Genomic DNA, 17110 nt, shown 5'->3' with positions numbered 1-17110 from the left:
GTATTCCTCTCAGTTATGTGCGATCCGTCCAATCCTAATCCGTCCAAAATGATATAATCCGATTATCTGCATATGCCAGAATAATATTTTTTATATTTACACAAGATAAAACCATAAATTGCGCCGAAACTGCCGAAAAGTGAAAGTCCGGTATGCCTCTCCGGTGCCGTAACGGATGGGCAGAGTGATTCAGTCAGTACACATACGTTGTCCGGGATGCTCCGGCAACATGATATTCAGCATCAGAAAGCAGAAGCTCGTATGCGAATCCTGCGGTAAAACCAGCACGGTACGGGAATATGATAATATCGTTGCGGAGAAAAACCGAAAAGGAGTAAAGGATGCTTTCATATCCGGAGCAAAAGCTTATAACGATAATGAAAAGAATCCTCTGAACCGCTACTATACATGCAGCAGTTGCGGCGGACAGATTTATCTTGGTGTTCTTTCAGCTACGGCAAAGTGTCCATTCTGCGGAAATGACATTATCATGACCGACAAATACAGGGCACAAAAGATGCCGGACTTTCTAATTCCGTTCCAAAAGGATCAGGAAAACTTTAGGGAAAAAATCATTGAGAAGGCTATGGAAAGAACAATGGTTCCGGATGCCTTTATCGAAAAGCTGAAATCAGCCAAATACGTTCCGTCATACATACCGTTCTGGGTATGCGATGCCGAGCTTTCAGGCTCTCTTGATTATGAGGTAGAAACAATAACTCCGTGGCCGATATCACTTACAGGCAGAGAGAAAATGAACTATTTCCATTTTGTAAGGGAATGCCACGCCCGCGGTTCAATACGTATCTCCGGAATTCCGCAGGATGCCTGCGACAGCCTCGATGACAAACTTACTCAGCCTCTTGAACCATTCAATACGAATGCTGCCGTACCGTTCAGTCCTGCCTGGCTTTCAGGCTTGGATGCCAAAATCTACGACGTTGATTCGGAACACGGCCTTTATCAGATTCTGAAAAGAATGCACACATCTTTTGACGTTTTTCTGACCAATGCAAAAAAATATGATTTTTTCGCAGGCAGCGAACAGAACTACAGACTCGTCCATCACAGAATGCTTTACGCACTGTTTCCTGTATGGACGGCAGAGGTTGAATGGGAAAGCAATAAAAAAAACACGAACTACTGGGAACGGGAAGAGAACAGAAAATTCAATTTCTCCATGAACGGACAAACCGGCAAATGCGTCGGCAGCTTTCCGGTATGCACAAAAAAAATAAATATCTGTGCCGTAAGCTGCTGGTTCCTTTACCTGTCCTTCTGTTATCTCTGGCTGACACAGTCGCTTTTCTTTGAAAAGACATCCACGCTGCCACCTGTTCTGAACCATCCGTACTTCATTGCCGCAACCCTGATTCCCGTATGGTTCTTCGTAAACAGAACCGCTCCAAAGTGGTTTTTTAAAACTGAACGAACAAGTTATTTTTACGGAACTCTGTTTATGCTGTTGGGAATTCTGTTTCTTGCTCTGACCGCAATTGTGACACCAAGTAACCTCATATACATATTGAGCCCAATGGTCTTGATTCCTTTTCTGATTCTGTCCAAAGCGACCTCGGAATTCATGCCTCAGCGTCTGCAGAAAATAACGGACCTGAAACTCGTAAGACAGGGTGACGATTACATAATCCCCGGAAGTTTACGTGTTTATGAAAGAAAGGTAAAACACAGACATCTATGCCTGCGTAGCCATAAGCACACCACCCTACGTTTCGGTATCAGCACAAAGGATCTGTATAAGTAACACGGAGCTTCCGGGCAATCTCCGTTTTAGGCATGCCGCATCATAAAAAGTCTACGACATGCCCATGCCTTATTCCTGACTGAAATCTTTAGTTAAAAAAATACCAAATTCCCACTCTGTCTTCGTCGTTCTTAGACCGCTTACTGCCTTCAATGATGCTTTTTGCAGAAGAATTGCATTTCTTTTTTTCCTCCCTAGACCAGCTTCTTGTCACATTATTCTGATAATCATCAGAATGACAGTAATCACAATGTGGGGCAAGCGTAAATGCATTCTGCCTTTTCACCAGCTTCCAGAGCAAACAGCACAAAGCTATTGAAACAAACAGGATGACAGCGGTAACAAGCGCAATATCGAAGGCTTCCTCACCTCCGGAATACACCTTATAAGCCTCATGACCGAAGTGCCAGGCACCATATGTAAACAGGATGCTGAAAAGAGCCGTACTCAGATTTCTGACAAAGATATATTTGGCGCAGACATAGACCACTGAAGCATAAAGAAAAATCAAAACAGTCATTCCCTTCATGGAATTACCGTCTTTAATAACGCCGAGAGCGCATACCCAGTAGCACAGACTCAGACAGAACAGCCACGGAAACAGCTGACTGCATACAAACTTGACCATGCTTACCGGAATACTGCAGGCTGTTTTGCCCGTCTGGCCGTTTACGGCACACGGAAACTTTCTGCCCTGCCAGATAATGTCCATATGCCATATAGGAAACAGCGCATAGCTCGCCTTTAACGGCTTGTAATCATACTGTCTGTCGGTCACCTTGTAGTAATCATATAGTTCAGCATCACTCAGATATCTGTCAAATGATTCCCTGGCTCTGTTCTCTGCCCTTACAAGACAGTCTTCCCTGCTCACGTTATATACCTTGGCATGAAGTCCGGCAAGATATGCAAAACTGAATCTGGGAGCATTGGTACACTCAAAAGGCTCAAGCATCTGAGATATTCTGTCATCAACCTCAATCGATGCATCCTGAGGTATCTTTGTGAAGGTTTCAGAACCGAAACCATGCCCGGAATACACAACGTGATGATATTTCTTGTTGCTGTAACTTACTCTTTCCACCTGAAAAGACGCATTTCCGGACACGGTAACGTCAAAGAGCCAAAAGGGAATGTACCAGGCCTTTATATTCTTAAATGTTGCCCCCACCCTGAAGGCATCCGGAACAAACATCCGCTTTTTGAGTACTGCCCTGTATTCCTCAAGAAACTGAGCCTTATCGATTTTAAACGGAACAATAAAATCCGGAACCTGCTGATCCCTGTACTTATCCGTAAAAACCAGGGCATTACCGCAGAACGGGCATACTCCGGTGGCTGCTGCAGCCCCCGGGGTAATCTCCCCCCCGCATGAGGAGCAGGTGTATGAACGAAGCATGTTCTCCTTACTGGCGTCCCCCTCCTCCACATTCAAAAGAGCGCCACGGCTGAATGATTCAGATCCTTTTTTCTTCTTTTCTGCAAGAATATTATTATACTCATAAACGGTATACATGCTTGAACAGGATTCGCATTCAAGCATCTGCTCCGTAATATTGAAAACCAGATTTCCGGAACAGCCCGGACATCTGGCATGGTCTGAATATTTCATGAAAAACTCCGACGTTTAAGTGGAGATAAACCTCAATTATTATTTCGTCTTCTCCGTGTACGGTATGGCATTAACCGCTCATCATGTTTGCATAATACACAACAGGTGTCTTTCTTTCTGTGACGTTCACACATACTTTTAAAAGCTAAAAGCCGACTAATTCTTATCTGTCGGCGTTTTCTCATTCACCGGGTCGGCTATTCACCGTCTGAGACAAATCCTCCATCCTGCCTGCCAGCCGATTTCCGGGACAGAAATATGTATCGGACATCAGAGGCTTTTTTGAGCGGATTTATTTTTTGGTAACGCGGATGATTGATGAACAGATATTTGTTATCGATTTGTCGTTTATGCTCAAGAAATACAACTACCGACATGTTAGAATTTATGAGTATGGTTCGGCATATTAAGTATTGAAATAAAAGGACTCCAACAAAAATCAGTCAGAAAAATTTCACTACGGAAGGAGAAACTGATATGAAAAAACAGAGTAAAAGAAAAGGACTGACATCTTTATTTTTTGCCATAACTCTCGTTTTGTACGGTTGTGCAAACCAGGCTGAGCAGGCAAAAACAGATACTCTCAATGAAATATCCAACAGTGATGCCAAGTTAAATCTTTCTGATGATGCCAGCGGCTTTGTGTTACTCAGCGAATCAGTTCCTGATGCAATTTTAGAAATCAGATATTATTCGACATATAATTTTGTGGGCACCAGAATTGACGGGTATGAAGAACCGGTTGCCTTACTTACAAAAGAGGCTGCCACAGCACTCAGAAAAGTCAGTGATGAGTTAAAAAAGAAGGGATACCGTCTAAAAATTTTTGATGCCTATCGTCCTCAAAAAGCTGTTAATCACTTTATGCGCTGGGCTCTTGACACTAATGATGTGGCAATGAAACCGTATTTTTATCCAGAACTGGAAAAAGACGTTCTTTTCCCTCAGGGATATATAGCTGAACATTCAGGACACAGTCGCGGCAGTACGGTTGATTTAACTCTTTTTGACATGAAAACGGAAAAAGAAGTAGATATGGGAGGAACGTTCGATTACTTTGGTTTACTGAGCCATCCGGATTATACAAAAATCACTAAAGAACAATATAACAACCGAATGATTCTTCGGGATGCAATGTTGAATAACGGTTTTAAACCTTTGGAAGAAGAATGGTGGCACTTTACGCTAAAAGACGAACCTTATCCTGACACTTATTTCACTTTCCCGGTATCTGTTACTTCAGTTTCGAATGACAGATGTGTTAAATAATAACACTTCCGTATCTATATAAAGCCAAATCAGGCCGGCAGTTCTTTACCTGTCGGCCTTCTTCATGAAAAAGATCATAACCTGAACAAGTTTATGACCCGATACATTTACTGAGAGGCAAGGCAAAAACTACCCCTTTGAACCATAGAAACGGAACTTCGGATGCTTCCAGACCGGAACAAGCCTTTCATCAAAAACATATCTCGTTCCCAGAGGAACCTTGTCATCCCGGTGATAGTCCGTTCCGCATGAGGCATAAAGCCCGAATTCCAAAGCCAGCTCGGTTGGATACTCTTTTTCAAAGGCGTTCAGCTGTTTGCATCCGAGAGTCTCCATGGCCTCCCCACCTGCCTCCCTGAAGGCTCTGGTGAGCTCATGCATCTTTTGGCGTCTTACATCTTCCGTATTTTCCGGTTTTTTAGGATCAAAATAACGCCATACATGAGCAAGAACCGGAATTCCTCCGGCATTTAATATGGTCTCCACGGCCTCGGTCATACTGCACCACGGAGCCTCTTTAATGGTAACAAGACCGCCGGTGGCAAAATACTTTTCGTAAACATCATCAGGACTGGTAAGCTCCACCATTTTGCGGTTTACCATATACTGCGAAACATTATACTTGTTTACGGTACCGGCAAATGTTCCCATGAGATCGTCATAATCGATAAATACACCCACATCCGCAAGCTTTCGGCAGAGAAGCTCAGTGTACTCCCTTCTCTTGCGGTTCTGCATATCCAGCAGTTCGGTAAGTGACTTATTTTCTATATCAATGCAAAGTCCCTGAATATGTATTTTACGGGGGGTGGTAATTTCCACTCCCGCCACGAGACTTATACCCGCTTTCACGGCTTCCGCACAGGCTTCATCAATCCCTGACACGTTATCATGATCAGACAGGCCGAATACCCTGATACCGGCATCAAAAGCCTTTCTGACGACCTCAGAAGGCGAATACAGACCATCTGATTTGTTTGAATGATTATGCAGATCAATCACTAAACCTTCACAATATTCACTCATGGCTAACCCCCTTTATCCTGACTGCCGCAGATAAAATCTGCGGCAGAAAAAAACCGATGTAGCAGACGGAACCGTCAGCAGATCTTATGGTATCCATCATTCATGCTGACCGTCTCTTTTTCATCACTGACGATTCGCATTATCAGTTGCCGCCATACCTGCTGCAGCCGCCGTCTCCTGTAAATGAAATCTGCGGGATAACGTAAATACGGCAAGAGCGGCAGCCGACAGAACAAACATGGTAGCGGCCATAGGCACTGCCGTTGTTCCTGAAAAAGAGTTGAAAACCAGTCCTGCAAGAGCTCCCAGTCCAAAACGCAGACTGCCCATAACCGAAGATGCCGTACCGGTCATTTCCGGAAATTTTCCCAGAGTATACGTTGTACTCAGGGCACCGATAAGACCCACGGTACAGACGGTCATCACAACGGGAATAATAATCAGAGGCAGACAGTCCGTCTCGGCAAGAGCCATCACAAGAAGCAGCGTACTGCCTGCGGCACTGAAACACAGTGCGCCCATAAAAGACGTAAGCAGCCCGAATCTTTTTACGAACCGCCCGGTAAAGCTCACAACGATCATCAGTGAAATAATGTTAAGGGCAAATACCAGTCCGAAGGTCATACTGTCAAGACCGTAAATGTTCATGTATACCTGTGAGGCACCTGAGATAAATGAGAACATGGCAGCACAGTTTAATGCCTGTGCCAGCACGGTTCCGCAGACACTCTTATGACTGATTATCTTTCCGTAGTTTGCAAGCATGACAGAGAAATTCAGCGGCTGTCTTCTGTCCTTCGGCAATGATTCCGGTATGCCAAAGCCTATGCAGCAGAGAATCAGCACACCGATGGCTGCAAGAAGATAGAAGCAGTACTGCCATCCGAATCCGGCAAGCATTCCCCCCAGTGTCGGAGCAATGAGAGGAGCTAGGCTCATGGCGATCATGGAAATGTTGATTGCCCTGTTAAACTGTGTCCCTTTAAAAATATCCTTCATTACGGCATTGGCAACAACAGCGCCGGCAGCCCCGCCAAGTGCCTGCAGCAGACGCATTACGAAGAATACCCCGAAATTTCTGGTAAATACGGCACACAGAGAGGCTATCGTAAATACCAGCGTCCCGATCATTATTATCTTCTTACGGCCCAGAGCATCGGAAAGAGGTCCGTATATGAGCTGTCCCGCAGCGAATCCGCCAAAGAATATGCTTACGGTTAACTGCATATCGCTAATCGAGGTATTCATCTCCCCTGCTATGCCTGTAAGTGAAGGCAGATACATATCGGTTGCAAGAGGAGCCAGACAGCTTGCAAGACACAGGAACAGGATGGTTTTGTAAAATTTAAAGTCAGACATGTCACTCGCCGTTGAAGTTGAATGTTTTTAAGACAGAAGCCGGAGCCAACACTCCGGTGCATATATTCTCGTCAGGACTTTGCCGGTACCATGCGTACCTCATTCCTGATACAAAAGACGTCACAGTATAATTTTAACAATTCCCGACGCAATTCGTAATTGGAAATTTAAAAATAACAGTACTTGAAAAAGGCCGTTGAGGTCAGCACCGGAGAAACACGATACTGCCCCCTTATCAGAAAAAACATGCGATTGAGCGGCACTACGCCAACAGGGTTGTTTTAACAGAAACGACAGGATCACTGCCATTTGCCAGTTTGAAATTATAAATCATGGCATTTATTCTTCCGGTATATCCCTGAATCAGGTTTCTGAAGGAAGCTGAATTGATTCTCAGATTAAGAGTAACGTCAAGAAGTTCATTCTCATCAGCATTCACGGCCACGGCAATCACGGTATAGCTTTCACCGCCGGCTGTTTCCCTGATGATAAAGACATTGCCGAACGGAATAACCTCATAATTCTCAATATCAGATATAAAGTCGTAAACAGCCTGCCAGATGGTTACCCTGCTGGAGTCGCCGAGATATTTCTTCTGAAGCTTCAGATAACCGCACAGCACGTCCGCAAGAACAGATGCATCAGTATTTTCGAGAGCCAGCTGAATCTGTTCCCTGCGTGAAACGAGGCCGCAGAGCTCCCTGAGATAGTCATCGTGGGCATTTACCTCATCGGACACTGCCATTACAATCTCAGTATTGACAAGTTCAGCCACGTCAAGTCTGCTGTCATCACGGGTAACCAGTGAAACAAGTCCCTCAGCATAAAGAATCTGCAGAAATCTTCTGGTATATGAATAGATTTCCCCGGTATATCTGGTGTTATTACGAGGATCAAATCTGCTAATTTCCCGGGTATTTACCACCTCTCCGTTAAGCAGTCTGGCAATGCCGATATCACCGCACAGGAGATAGGCTCCATTGCCGCTGTTGAGGCTGTCACGTATGAACCATACGGCGTTGCTGACCACGGAGGTAATAAAAAGATCCTTTGCCTCTATTGAGGTAAAGAGTGTGCTCGGTTTAACCAGGCCGCCGTCATAATGACCGCACCAGTCATAAAGCTCATCGGAATCAAGTTCCGACAAGCTTGCCTTGAGAACGGTGGTCATCTCTTCATAGGTTATACCGCACCAGCCAAACATTCTGGATGATCCCGTCTGTTTTTCCGATGACAGGTTATAGAACAGCGGACCGGCTTCAGGATGCTCCGGATGCACAAGCATGTCCGCAATTCCCGGAATATGAGTTCCCGCAAGAGAGAGATAGATGAAACCATCGCGACGATCAGCCTCAATGAGAGACACCCACAGACGGCGCCAGGCGTTCAAAAATTCGGAACTTCTGGTTACGAATCGCTGTACCCTGTCAAAATTCTTGAAAATCAGTACAAGCTTTTTTCCGGATTCCGCATACAGCCCTCTGAGAAGAGCGACCCAATCATACCTCGGCAATTTTTTGACTTCCGGATACATTGACTTTATGGCCTGCGCAGTCTGTGTGGACAGATCGGTAATAAAGGTATTGTATGATGTTGTGGCATTCACGTCCGTAAAATCAAACGTAAGCACCGTAAAACTGCCGCGTTTTTTAAATATATCCTGTTTATTGACGATATCCGAGCCCCAGAAAACGGCAGGATCGGTTCGCTGGTCATAAAAGGCACCAATCATATCCGCAAAAGTGGATACGCCGAGCCCTGCAGGAGCACACAGGGAAATAAAGTTATGCCCATCAGCAACGGCTTCATCAACGACCTCTATGTAGGAAGTTTTATCAACCCTCAGATTACGGGAACATAATGATATGTATAGATTGTCCTGAGTTACGTCAATCAGCATCTGCGACACCAGCTCTTAAAAAATTTAAAAACGGAAACGGCAATTAATACCATACAAATTTACGCATATTATACAGGATTGTAACAAAAATTCCCGTATTAATGGGAATAAGGGACAAGAAAGACATCTTTTAGGTAAAAAAGAAAAACCCGCAATACTAAAACGATGAACGGAAGCGTGCTGAGAATGCCGTAAGCTTAAACGGTAAAATATTCTCCGGGAAAACCCTGGGTCTCCCGGAAAAAAAATATCAGATATTCTGCAGAGCCTGTCTGAGTGAATTAAGCTCCTCCTGAGTCATGGTTACACCCTTCCCCATTTTTTCATGGTTCGGAGCCCAATCACGGATGTCATACTTTGGTGCCGCATTGTTCCACGAAACCCTGTTTAGTTCCTTACGCCACCCCTTTGGATTTTCGGAAATTACGGCAATTTCCTCTACAATTTCAAATTTAATGTCTGTCATCAGTATTTCCTATGGTTAATTGACATCGGTATTCTCATGTGTCGATTATTATTTTATGAAGACCGAAGTGTACGTTCACATTTCCTCAAACAAACCGTACCGGTTATACCGGCAAATTTTTATGATATTCAAACATTAATTACCTTATACATCTGTAAATGAAATCGCATTTTTGAAAAAAATATTAAATTAAATTACATTACGTTACGTTAAATTAAACAACTCCATAATTAACAAACACAGAAAAGACATACGTATGCTTTATTAAGTAAATATGGTTATTCATATTTAATAATTATTTTTAATAAAGGATTTAAAACAGAACTGATATTATAAATTCATATACTTAATAAAACAGTTTTACATGAATTTAAAGTACTTGAAAAAACGATATAAAAAAGGGAGAACGGATTAACCGTTCTCCCTCGCATGTAATAATACCGCAGAGCGGATTATTCTGAGTAACGCTTAAACAGTAATGAACCGTTAGTTCCGCCGAAACCGAATGAATTTGAAAGAGCGTATTCAAATTCAGCCTTCTGGGCTACGTTAGGAACCAGATTGATACCTTCAACTTCAGGATCAGGATTTTCCAGATTGATGGTTGGAGGACAAATCTGTTCACGGACAGCCAGAGTGGTGATTACTGCTTCAACCGCACCGGCAGCTCCGAGGAGGTGACCGGTCATTGACTTGGTTGAGCTGACACGAACAGTGGAAATGGCGTCACCGAAGGTACTCTTCACGGCTCTGATTTCTGCCAGGTCGCCTAAATGAGTAGAAGTACCGTGAGCATTTACATAACCAACTTCTGCAGGAGTGATACCGCCGTCACGGATGGCATTCTGCATTGCAAGAGCCGCACCTGCACCGTCTTCCGGAGGAGCAGTCATGTGGAATGCGTCAGAACTCATGCCGAAGCCTGCAAGTTCAGCGTAAATCTTGGCACCGCGTGCCTTTGCGTGTTCGAGTTCTTCAAGAATCAGCACGCCTGCACCGTCACCGAGTACAAAACCGTTACGGTCGATATCCCATGGACGGCTTGCCTTTTCAGGATCGTCATTACGGGTTGATAAAGCCTTAAGGGCACAGAAACCGCCGATACCCATCTGGGTTGAAGCCTTTTCAGCACCGCCGCAGATCATAACATCAGCATCACCGTATTGAATCATGCGGGCACTGAGGCCGATTGCATGAGTACCTGATGAACATGCAGTTACGGTAGCAACATTAGGACCGCGGGCACCAAGTCTGATTGATACATGACCTGAAACCATGTTAATGATGGTTGACGGAACAAAGAACGGACTGATCTTACGAGGACCGCCTTCAATCAGTGATTCGGCATTCTTTTCAATTAAACCGAGACCACCGATACCGGAACCGATCGCGCAACCTACACGAGGAGCATTTTCCGGAGTAATCTTAAGACCTGAATCCTCAAAGGCCATTAAGGCTGCGGCAATACCGTACTGGATAAATAAATCCATCTTACGGCTGTCTTTTTTGTTAATACCAAACTTTTCAGAATCAAAGTCCTTTACTAAACCTGCAATTTTGCTTGAATAGTCAGTGGTATCAAAATGATCGATAAGAGAAATACCACTCTTACCGGCTAATAAATTCTTCCATGCTTCCTCAACGGTGTTACCTACAGGGGAAAGCATACCAAGACCTGTTATTACAACTCTGCGTTTTGACACAGATTGCCTCCGTACGATTAAAACAAGACCTAAACAAGAAAAGCGTTTAGTTAACCACCAAAACGCTCTTCTTTAATATCACGGAAAAACTACATTAAGTAGCTATTACTTGCGATGTGCTTCGATGTAGTCGATAGCGCTCTGAACGGTAGTGATCTTTTCAGCATCTTCGTCAGGGATTTCGGTATCGAACTCTTCTTCAAGTGCCATAACTAATTCTACGGTATCAAGAGAGTCAGCACCTAAGTCATCGATGAAAGAAGCAGATAAAACTACTTCATCTTCGTTAACACCAAGCTGTTCAACGATTACTTTCTTAACGCGTTCTTCAATATTACTCATTTATATTAATCCTATTTACGATTATCGTGTTAATATACAAACCCTTTCGGGTTAATAAACTCATTTAATTGAGCCCATTATAGCTATTTATATTTAGTATATCTAGTAAAATATTAAAAAAACTGTTCTACATCACTATTATACTGAAATTACATATACATGCCGCCGTTCACGCTGATGGTTTCACCGGTAATGTATGAAGCCATGTCGGATGCGAGGAACAGAACAGCATTGGCAATATCCTGAGGATCACCGAGTTTTCCGGCAGGAACCTGAGTCAGAATGGCATTCTTCTGATCATCGGTCAGAGCCGCGGTCATATCAGTGGCAATAAAGCCAGGAGCCACACAGTTAACGGTAATACCGCGTGATGCCACTTCCTTTGCCAGACTCTTTGAAAAACCGATGAGACCAGCCTTTGCAGCCGCATAGTTACACTGACCAGGATTACCCATCAGACCAACAACAGAACTTACGGAGATGATTCTGCCGGCACGCTTCTTCATCATAGGTCTGAGAACGCCCTTCGACATTCTGTATACGCTGGCGAGATTGGTATTGATGATGGCATCCCATTCTTCGTCCTTCATGCGCATTAAGAGATTGTCACGGGTGATACCTGCATTGTTTACCAGGATATCAACGTCACCGAAAGCGGCCTTAACGTCTTCAAGGCACTTGTCTACTGATTCCTGAGAAGAAACATCGAGAACAAGTCCCTTACCGTTTTCACCGAGATATTCGGTAATCTTGGCAGCACCGCTCTCAGAAGTAGCGGTTCCGCATACCTTGGCACCAAGTTTTGCAAAGCTTTCGGCAATAGCCTTACCGATACCTCTGGAGGCACCGGTAACAAGTACAACCTTACCTGAAAAATCCATATTTACTCCTTTAATTATGCAACAGCAGCCAGAGAAGCTTCGAGTGTTGCGGCATCATTTAAAGAAATTGCATTAACTTCTTTATCAATACGCTTGATTAAACCAGCAAGAACCTTACCCGGACCAACTTCAATCATGGTCTTAATTCCGTCAGCAGATGCTGCCTGTACGGTTTCAACCCAGCGAACAGGGCTGTAGAGCTGTCTTACAAGTGCATCCTTGATTGCATCAGCATCATCAACCTTAGCCACGTCAACGTTATTGATCACCGGCACGGACGGAACCTTGAATTCAACCTTTGCAAGTTCCTTAGCCAGCTCATCGGCGGCACTCTTCATGAGAGCACAGTGTGATGGAACACTTACCGGAAGAGGCAGAACGCGCTTTGCACCGGCAGCCTTGAGAGCTTCTGAAGCAGCTTCAACTGCTTCCTTGTTACCGGCTATAACAACCTGCCCAGGAGAGTTGAAGTTAACGGCTGAACATACCTGTGAACCGCTGGCTTCGGCACATGCCTTGATTACAACGTCATCAGCAAGACCGATAACGGCAGCCATTGCCCCCACTCCGAGAGGAACTGCGGCCTGCATGAACTCACCGCGAAGCTTTACAAGCTTTACGGCATCCTTGAAATCAATTACACCGGCACATACCAGCGCACTGTATTCACCGAGTGAATGACCGGCCATTACGGCCGGCTTTAAGGAAGTCTTTTCCTGCCAAAGTCTGTAAAGAGCTACTGAAGCAGTTAATAAGGCAGGCTGAGTCTTATAAGTTTTACCCAATTCTTCGGCAGGGCCGTTCATTACAAGATCAAAAAGGTCGTAGCCGAGCACTTCGGATGCTTCAGCAAAGGTATCCCTGATTACGGAATACTGCTCTGAAAGCTCCTTGAGCATACCTACAGACTGTGAACCCTGTCCAGGGAACACAAAACCAAAATTAGCCATATAACAACTCCTAGTATTTAATTAAAGCACTGCCCCAGGTAAAACCGCCACCGAAAGACTCAAGAAGAATTAAATCTCCCCTCTTGATACGGCCGTCTCTGATTCCTTCATCCAGGGCGATAGGCACGGATGCACCTGAAGTGTTGCCGTACTTATCAAGATTTACAATCACCTGTTCCATAGGCAGGGCCAGCTTGCGGGCAGTAGCCGCAATGATGCGCAGATTTGCCTGATGAGGAACAAGCCATTTGAGTTCACCGCGATCAATGGAATTTTCTTCCATAGTCTCGGTAACAACGTGACTTAAAGTATTAACGGCGACCTTAAAGACTTCATTTCCCTTCATGTAAAGCCAGCCGATTTCAGGATTGAGACGGTTTACGTTAGGCAATTTAAGCAAATCACCGTATGAACCGTCAGCATGAATTGTGGCGGAATAAATACCAGGTTCCTCGCTGGCTCCAATCACCGCAGCACCGGCACCGTCTCCGAAAAGAATAATTGTTGTTCTGTCATTTGGTTCACAGGCAGAAGACATCACGTCAGCACCGATTACCAGAGCCTTTTTGGCAGTACCGGATCTTATGTATGAGTCAGCAATACTTAAACCATATGAAAAGCCGCTACATGCTGCAGCCACGTCAAACGCAGGCTGTCCCTTGGTTCCCAGCATTGCCTGAACCTGGCAGGCCGCTGACGGAAACGCATTCGGAGCACTTGTGGTCCCGACTATAATCAGATCAAGCTCGTCGGCAGTGATGCCGGCAGCCTCAATAGCCTTTAATGCGGCTTTGTAAGCCATTACCGAAACAGTATCATCACCTTCGGCGATTCGGCGCTCTCTTATACCGGTTCTTTCAACAATCCACTCATTACTGGTTTCAACCATCTTTTCAAGATCGGCGTTCGTACGAACCTTCGGAGGAACGTAACTGCCTGTACCAAGAATTTTACTGTACATAGAGTTCTATGCGCCCTTTAATTTAATCAAACAATCAGCAATATGCTCAGGTACCCTGTTCAGACACTCGGATCTAGCCTGAGCAATCGCTCTAACCAAAGCATTACAGTCAGCAGCACCATGACTTTTTACGACAACGCCGTTCAGTCCCAGAAGAGACGAACCGTTGTATCCGTCAGGCTGCATGTCAGTTATACGTTTTTTATGAAGATATTTTATAGGTTTGAGCAGTTTGTGCAACAGTGTATATCCAGATAACCGCTGTTCTATCACACGATAAAGACCTTCCGCAGTCTTAAGTGCGACATTTCCGGAAAAACCATCCGTAACTATAACATCCGCGACGTTACCAAAGATATCGTTACCTTCCACAAAACCAATGTAGTTCAGTGTATTACATTGATTCAGCAGTGCGGACGCACCCTGAATGGCTTCAGTACCTTTTATAGCTTCACGTCCCACATTAAGGACGGCAATTCTCGGATTTTCAATATTCAGATAGTCAGAAGCCAGAATGGAGCCCATTACGGCAAACTGAAAAAGCACATTCTGGTCACAATGAAGATTTGCGCCTAAATCCAGAAAAACAGTCCCTTTTTTATTCAATGTAGGCAACACTTTCACCAGTGCGCTGCGATGAATCCCGGGAATGTTCCCGAGCAGATGGTTGGCTATCGCCACCATAGCACCGGTATTTCCGGCACTCACAGCCGCCATGGCCTTTTTTGTAGAAACGGCTTCAATAGCCATCCACATTGATGACTGTCTCTTATGTCTGAGGGCGAATTTCGGATTTTCATTCCCTTCAATGACATCGACAGCATTAATCAGCTCAACTCTGGAATTACCTATGAGTTTTTCTTTCCTAAAAAAATCAAGCACCAGATCCTCCCGCCCGAACGCCAGAACATTCAGATCGGAATAAAACGTCAGTGCCTGCTTAATAGCAGGCACTGACACTCGGGGACCGAAATCGCCCCCCATTAGATCTAGTGCTACAGTAATACCTTCCAAGGTGATCTGCTTTTTAACTCAGATTACTTGTTAATTACCTTAACACCACGATAGTAACCGTCAGCGGTTACGTTGTGACGTAAATGGTATTCCTGAGTGGTCTTATCCACAGATACAGTTGGGGTAGCTAAACTATCATGTGATCTGCGCATATCGCGACGTGAACGTGACTTACGATTCTGTTGAACGGCCATTGCCTTCTCCTAATTTACTTACTCTTTAATTTACTCAAAACCGCAAAAGGGTTGGTTTTCTCCGGCTCCACGATTTCGCCTGCCACCCATTCCTTTCCGCCTTCAGGACAATCGGCATCCTCATGTCTTGGAGAGGAAGGCAATGCAAGAATCAGTTCATCTTCCAGTATCTGATACAGGTCGACTTCACCGAACTCATCGACATCAACAAAATCATATAAATCCTCAAGTCCGAGTTCCTCAACCTTTTTAAGGTCCGGAGTGTAACGGATCTGTGAACTTATCTTTAAGTCAAAGAGCTCACCGCAACGTTGGCATACACACTTCACAGCAGTACCAACACTGCCCTCAATTGCTGTTATACCCTGCAAATCGACACCAAAAGTCAGATTAACTTCGGCATCTTCAACAATTTCCTCTACTATACTCTGCAGTCTTTCAAGTTTTTCCTTAGGTATGATACCTACGTAATCAAGCCTTTTGGCCGCTGTATATCGAGGGTCCACTTTCTGTGGAATTTTCACTTTTTGCATAGTGTCGCTATGATATATAAAAAACAATTGATAGTCAAAGAAAAAAATTAAATTTTATCTTTTGAACATTAACTGAGCACACACATGCTCACAGCCTTGCTAACAGCCCCGAATCCGCCCCCGGAACCGGTGACCATTTCGAAAAAACAGGCATTCATAAAACCATCTGCCACAAATCGTCCGTTTTACTCACAGCCGATGGCGGAATCAAAATCATTCTGTATGCGCATTTTTCATTTTAAACCGATGAATTACCGCAATAACGGCAAGAAGACTCAGGCCAAAGAAGAAAAAGAACAGAGACTTATCCATTGAATCCCAGAAATGCTCAAAATACTTGGTATAAAGCTCTATACCCAGAAAGGCAGAACCGAAACCTATCAGCATGGACCGATCATGCCTTACCCCTTCCCACAGAGTCATCAGTGCCACACCAGCCATTACAACGGCCCAGACAAAAAGTTCTGCCTCCGAAGCTTTCTCACTCCATCGAAAAGCTTCGTCAAGACTATAGACACCAAACAGGGAAAGAAACCAGAGAGACGTAAACAGCGTGAGCAGACCGTAGGCCAGCGTAACACCATTAATCTCCCTTTTTTCCAGAAAACATCCTGTTTTAGGCCAGAATGCCAGGATTACAAGAATACTGCCAAGCACCATAAATCTCAGCGGTTCAGACACTCCGAGCCAGTATGTACCGAAAGAGGCTCCACTTTCACATCCCAGCCATCCGCTGAACGAAACCAGGGCAAAGAGCCAGACCATGCCGGACTTCCCAAACCAGCCAATGAGACCGTATATAAGACATCCCGACAAAAGTAAATATCTTATGCTTTCCCAGGAAAAATCAAGCACCTTGCCAAGATACCCCAGTCCGATTCCAATAAACACACATCCCAGAAGAAGAAGTATGGCATACATCTTAAGATATGAAGGAGCCTTTCTCCTGAACACGAATCCGGCCACGGTAAACACCATACCGAAAAAAAACGATGAAACCGTCTTTACCTCTGGTGATGCCAGCTTCAGCAGTTTAATGAAGAACTCGTTACAGAAAAGAGCCGCAAGGGAAATAAGAAAACAGCAGCCTGCTATCCACGTAAAATGAAAAATTATTCTTTTCCAGTTAAAAACCTCT

At 44.5% G+C, this 17110-nt stretch carries 16 protein-coding genes; 2 read left to right on the top strand and 14 right to left on the bottom strand.

What is annotated here, in order from left to right:
• Nucleotides 1-175 precede the first annotated feature (175 nt).
• The gene (locus tag QZU58_RS08250) at nt 176-1762 is read left to right on the top strand and encodes a hypothetical protein (RefSeq protein ID WP_294495994.1); all 1587 of its coding nucleotides are present in this window, start codon (nt 176-178) and stop codon (nt 1760-1762) included.
• 88 nt (nt 1763-1850) lie between these two features.
• Here the strand turns inward: QZU58_RS08250 and QZU58_RS08245 are convergent, their stop codons facing one another.
• The gene (locus tag QZU58_RS08245; protein WP_294495993.1) at nt 1851-3374 is read right to left on the bottom strand and encodes a hypothetical protein; all 1524 of its coding nucleotides are present in this window, start codon (nt 3372-3374) and stop codon (nt 1851-1853) included.
• Nucleotides 3375-3851: 477 nt separating this feature from the next.
• Here QZU58_RS08245 and QZU58_RS08240 point away from each other — a divergent pair, with 477 nt between their 5' ends.
• Entirely contained in the window at nt 3852-4643 is a 792-nt protein-coding gene (locus QZU58_RS08240; protein WP_294495992.1) for a M15 family metallopeptidase, read from the top strand.
• Nucleotides 4644-4772: 129 nt separating this feature from the next.
• Here QZU58_RS08240 and QZU58_RS08235 read toward each other — a convergent pair whose 3' ends face one another.
• From QZU58_RS08235 to QZU58_RS08175, 13 genes are all read right to left on the bottom strand, one after another.
• Complete coding sequence (locus tag QZU58_RS08235; protein WP_294495991.1) at nt 4773-5669, bottom strand: PHP domain-containing protein; 897 nt, start codon at nt 5667-5669, stop codon at nt 4773-4775.
• A gap of 123 nt (nt 5670-5792) precedes the next feature.
• Nucleotides 5793-7028, bottom strand: coding sequence for a Bcr/CflA family multidrug efflux MFS transporter (locus QZU58_RS08230; protein WP_294495990.1), 1236 nt, complete (start codon nt 7026-7028; stop codon nt 5793-5795).
• Nucleotides 7029-7290: 262 nt separating this feature from the next.
• Nucleotides 7291-8928, bottom strand: a complete 1638-nt coding sequence (locus QZU58_RS08225) for an AAA family ATPase (protein WP_294495989.1) — start codon at nt 8926-8928, stop codon at nt 7291-7293.
• A gap of 250 nt (nt 8929-9178) precedes the next feature.
• Entirely contained in the window at nt 9179-9394 is a 216-nt protein-coding gene (locus QZU58_RS08220; protein WP_294463517.1) for a YdbC family protein, read from the bottom strand.
• 452 nt (nt 9395-9846) lie between these two features.
• Complete coding sequence (gene fabF / locus QZU58_RS08215) at nt 9847-11097, bottom strand: beta-ketoacyl-ACP synthase II (RefSeq protein ID WP_294460325.1); 1251 nt, start codon at nt 11095-11097, stop codon at nt 9847-9849.
• A gap of 105 nt (nt 11098-11202) precedes the next feature.
• Nucleotides 11203-11439 (bottom strand): acyl carrier protein, encoded by a 237-nt coding sequence (acpP, locus tag QZU58_RS08210; RefSeq protein ID WP_031578692.1) that lies wholly within the window; start codon nt 11437-11439, stop codon nt 11203-11205.
• Nucleotides 11440-11588: 149 nt separating this feature from the next.
• Nucleotides 11589-12320 carry a 3-oxoacyl-ACP reductase FabG gene (fabG, locus tag QZU58_RS08205; RefSeq protein ID WP_294495988.1) on the bottom strand — a complete coding sequence of 244 codons (732 nt, stop codon included), beginning with the start codon at nt 12318-12320 and terminating at the stop codon, nt 11589-11591.
• A gap of 14 nt (nt 12321-12334) precedes the next feature.
• The gene (fabD, locus tag QZU58_RS08200) at nt 12335-13270 is read right to left on the bottom strand and encodes an ACP S-malonyltransferase (RefSeq protein ID WP_294495987.1); all 936 of its coding nucleotides are present in this window, start codon (nt 13268-13270) and stop codon (nt 12335-12337) included.
• Between the two features lie 10 nt (nt 13271-13280).
• Complete coding sequence (locus tag QZU58_RS08195; RefSeq protein WP_294495986.1) at nt 13281-14231, bottom strand: beta-ketoacyl-ACP synthase III; 951 nt, start codon at nt 14229-14231, stop codon at nt 13281-13283.
• 6 nt (nt 14232-14237) lie between these two features.
• Nucleotides 14238-15245, bottom strand: coding sequence for a phosphate acyltransferase PlsX (gene plsX, locus QZU58_RS08190; protein WP_294495985.1), 1008 nt, complete (start codon nt 15243-15245; stop codon nt 14238-14240).
• Nucleotides 15246-15268: 23 nt separating this feature from the next.
• Nucleotides 15269-15439: a 50S ribosomal protein L32 gene (gene rpmF, locus QZU58_RS08185; RefSeq protein WP_031578687.1), complete on the bottom strand. Its 171-nt coding sequence runs from the start codon at nt 15437-15439 to the stop codon at nt 15269-15271.
• Between the two features lie 14 nt (nt 15440-15453).
• Entirely contained in the window at nt 15454-15972 is a 519-nt protein-coding gene (locus tag QZU58_RS08180; protein ID WP_294460341.1) for a YceD family protein, read from the bottom strand.
• A 213-nt stretch (nt 15973-16185) separates the two neighbouring features.
• Nucleotides 16186-17110, bottom strand: a 925-nt coding sequence (locus tag QZU58_RS08175) for a hypothetical protein (RefSeq protein ID WP_294495984.1), incomplete at its 5' end; no start/stop codon positions are given.

It is taken from the genome of uncultured Ruminobacter sp. (genome assembly GCA_902764345.1).
Lineage (GTDB): Bacteria > Pseudomonadota > Gammaproteobacteria > Enterobacterales > Succinivibrionaceae > Ruminobacter.
This window is presented reverse-complemented; position numbering and strand designations above follow the sequence as displayed.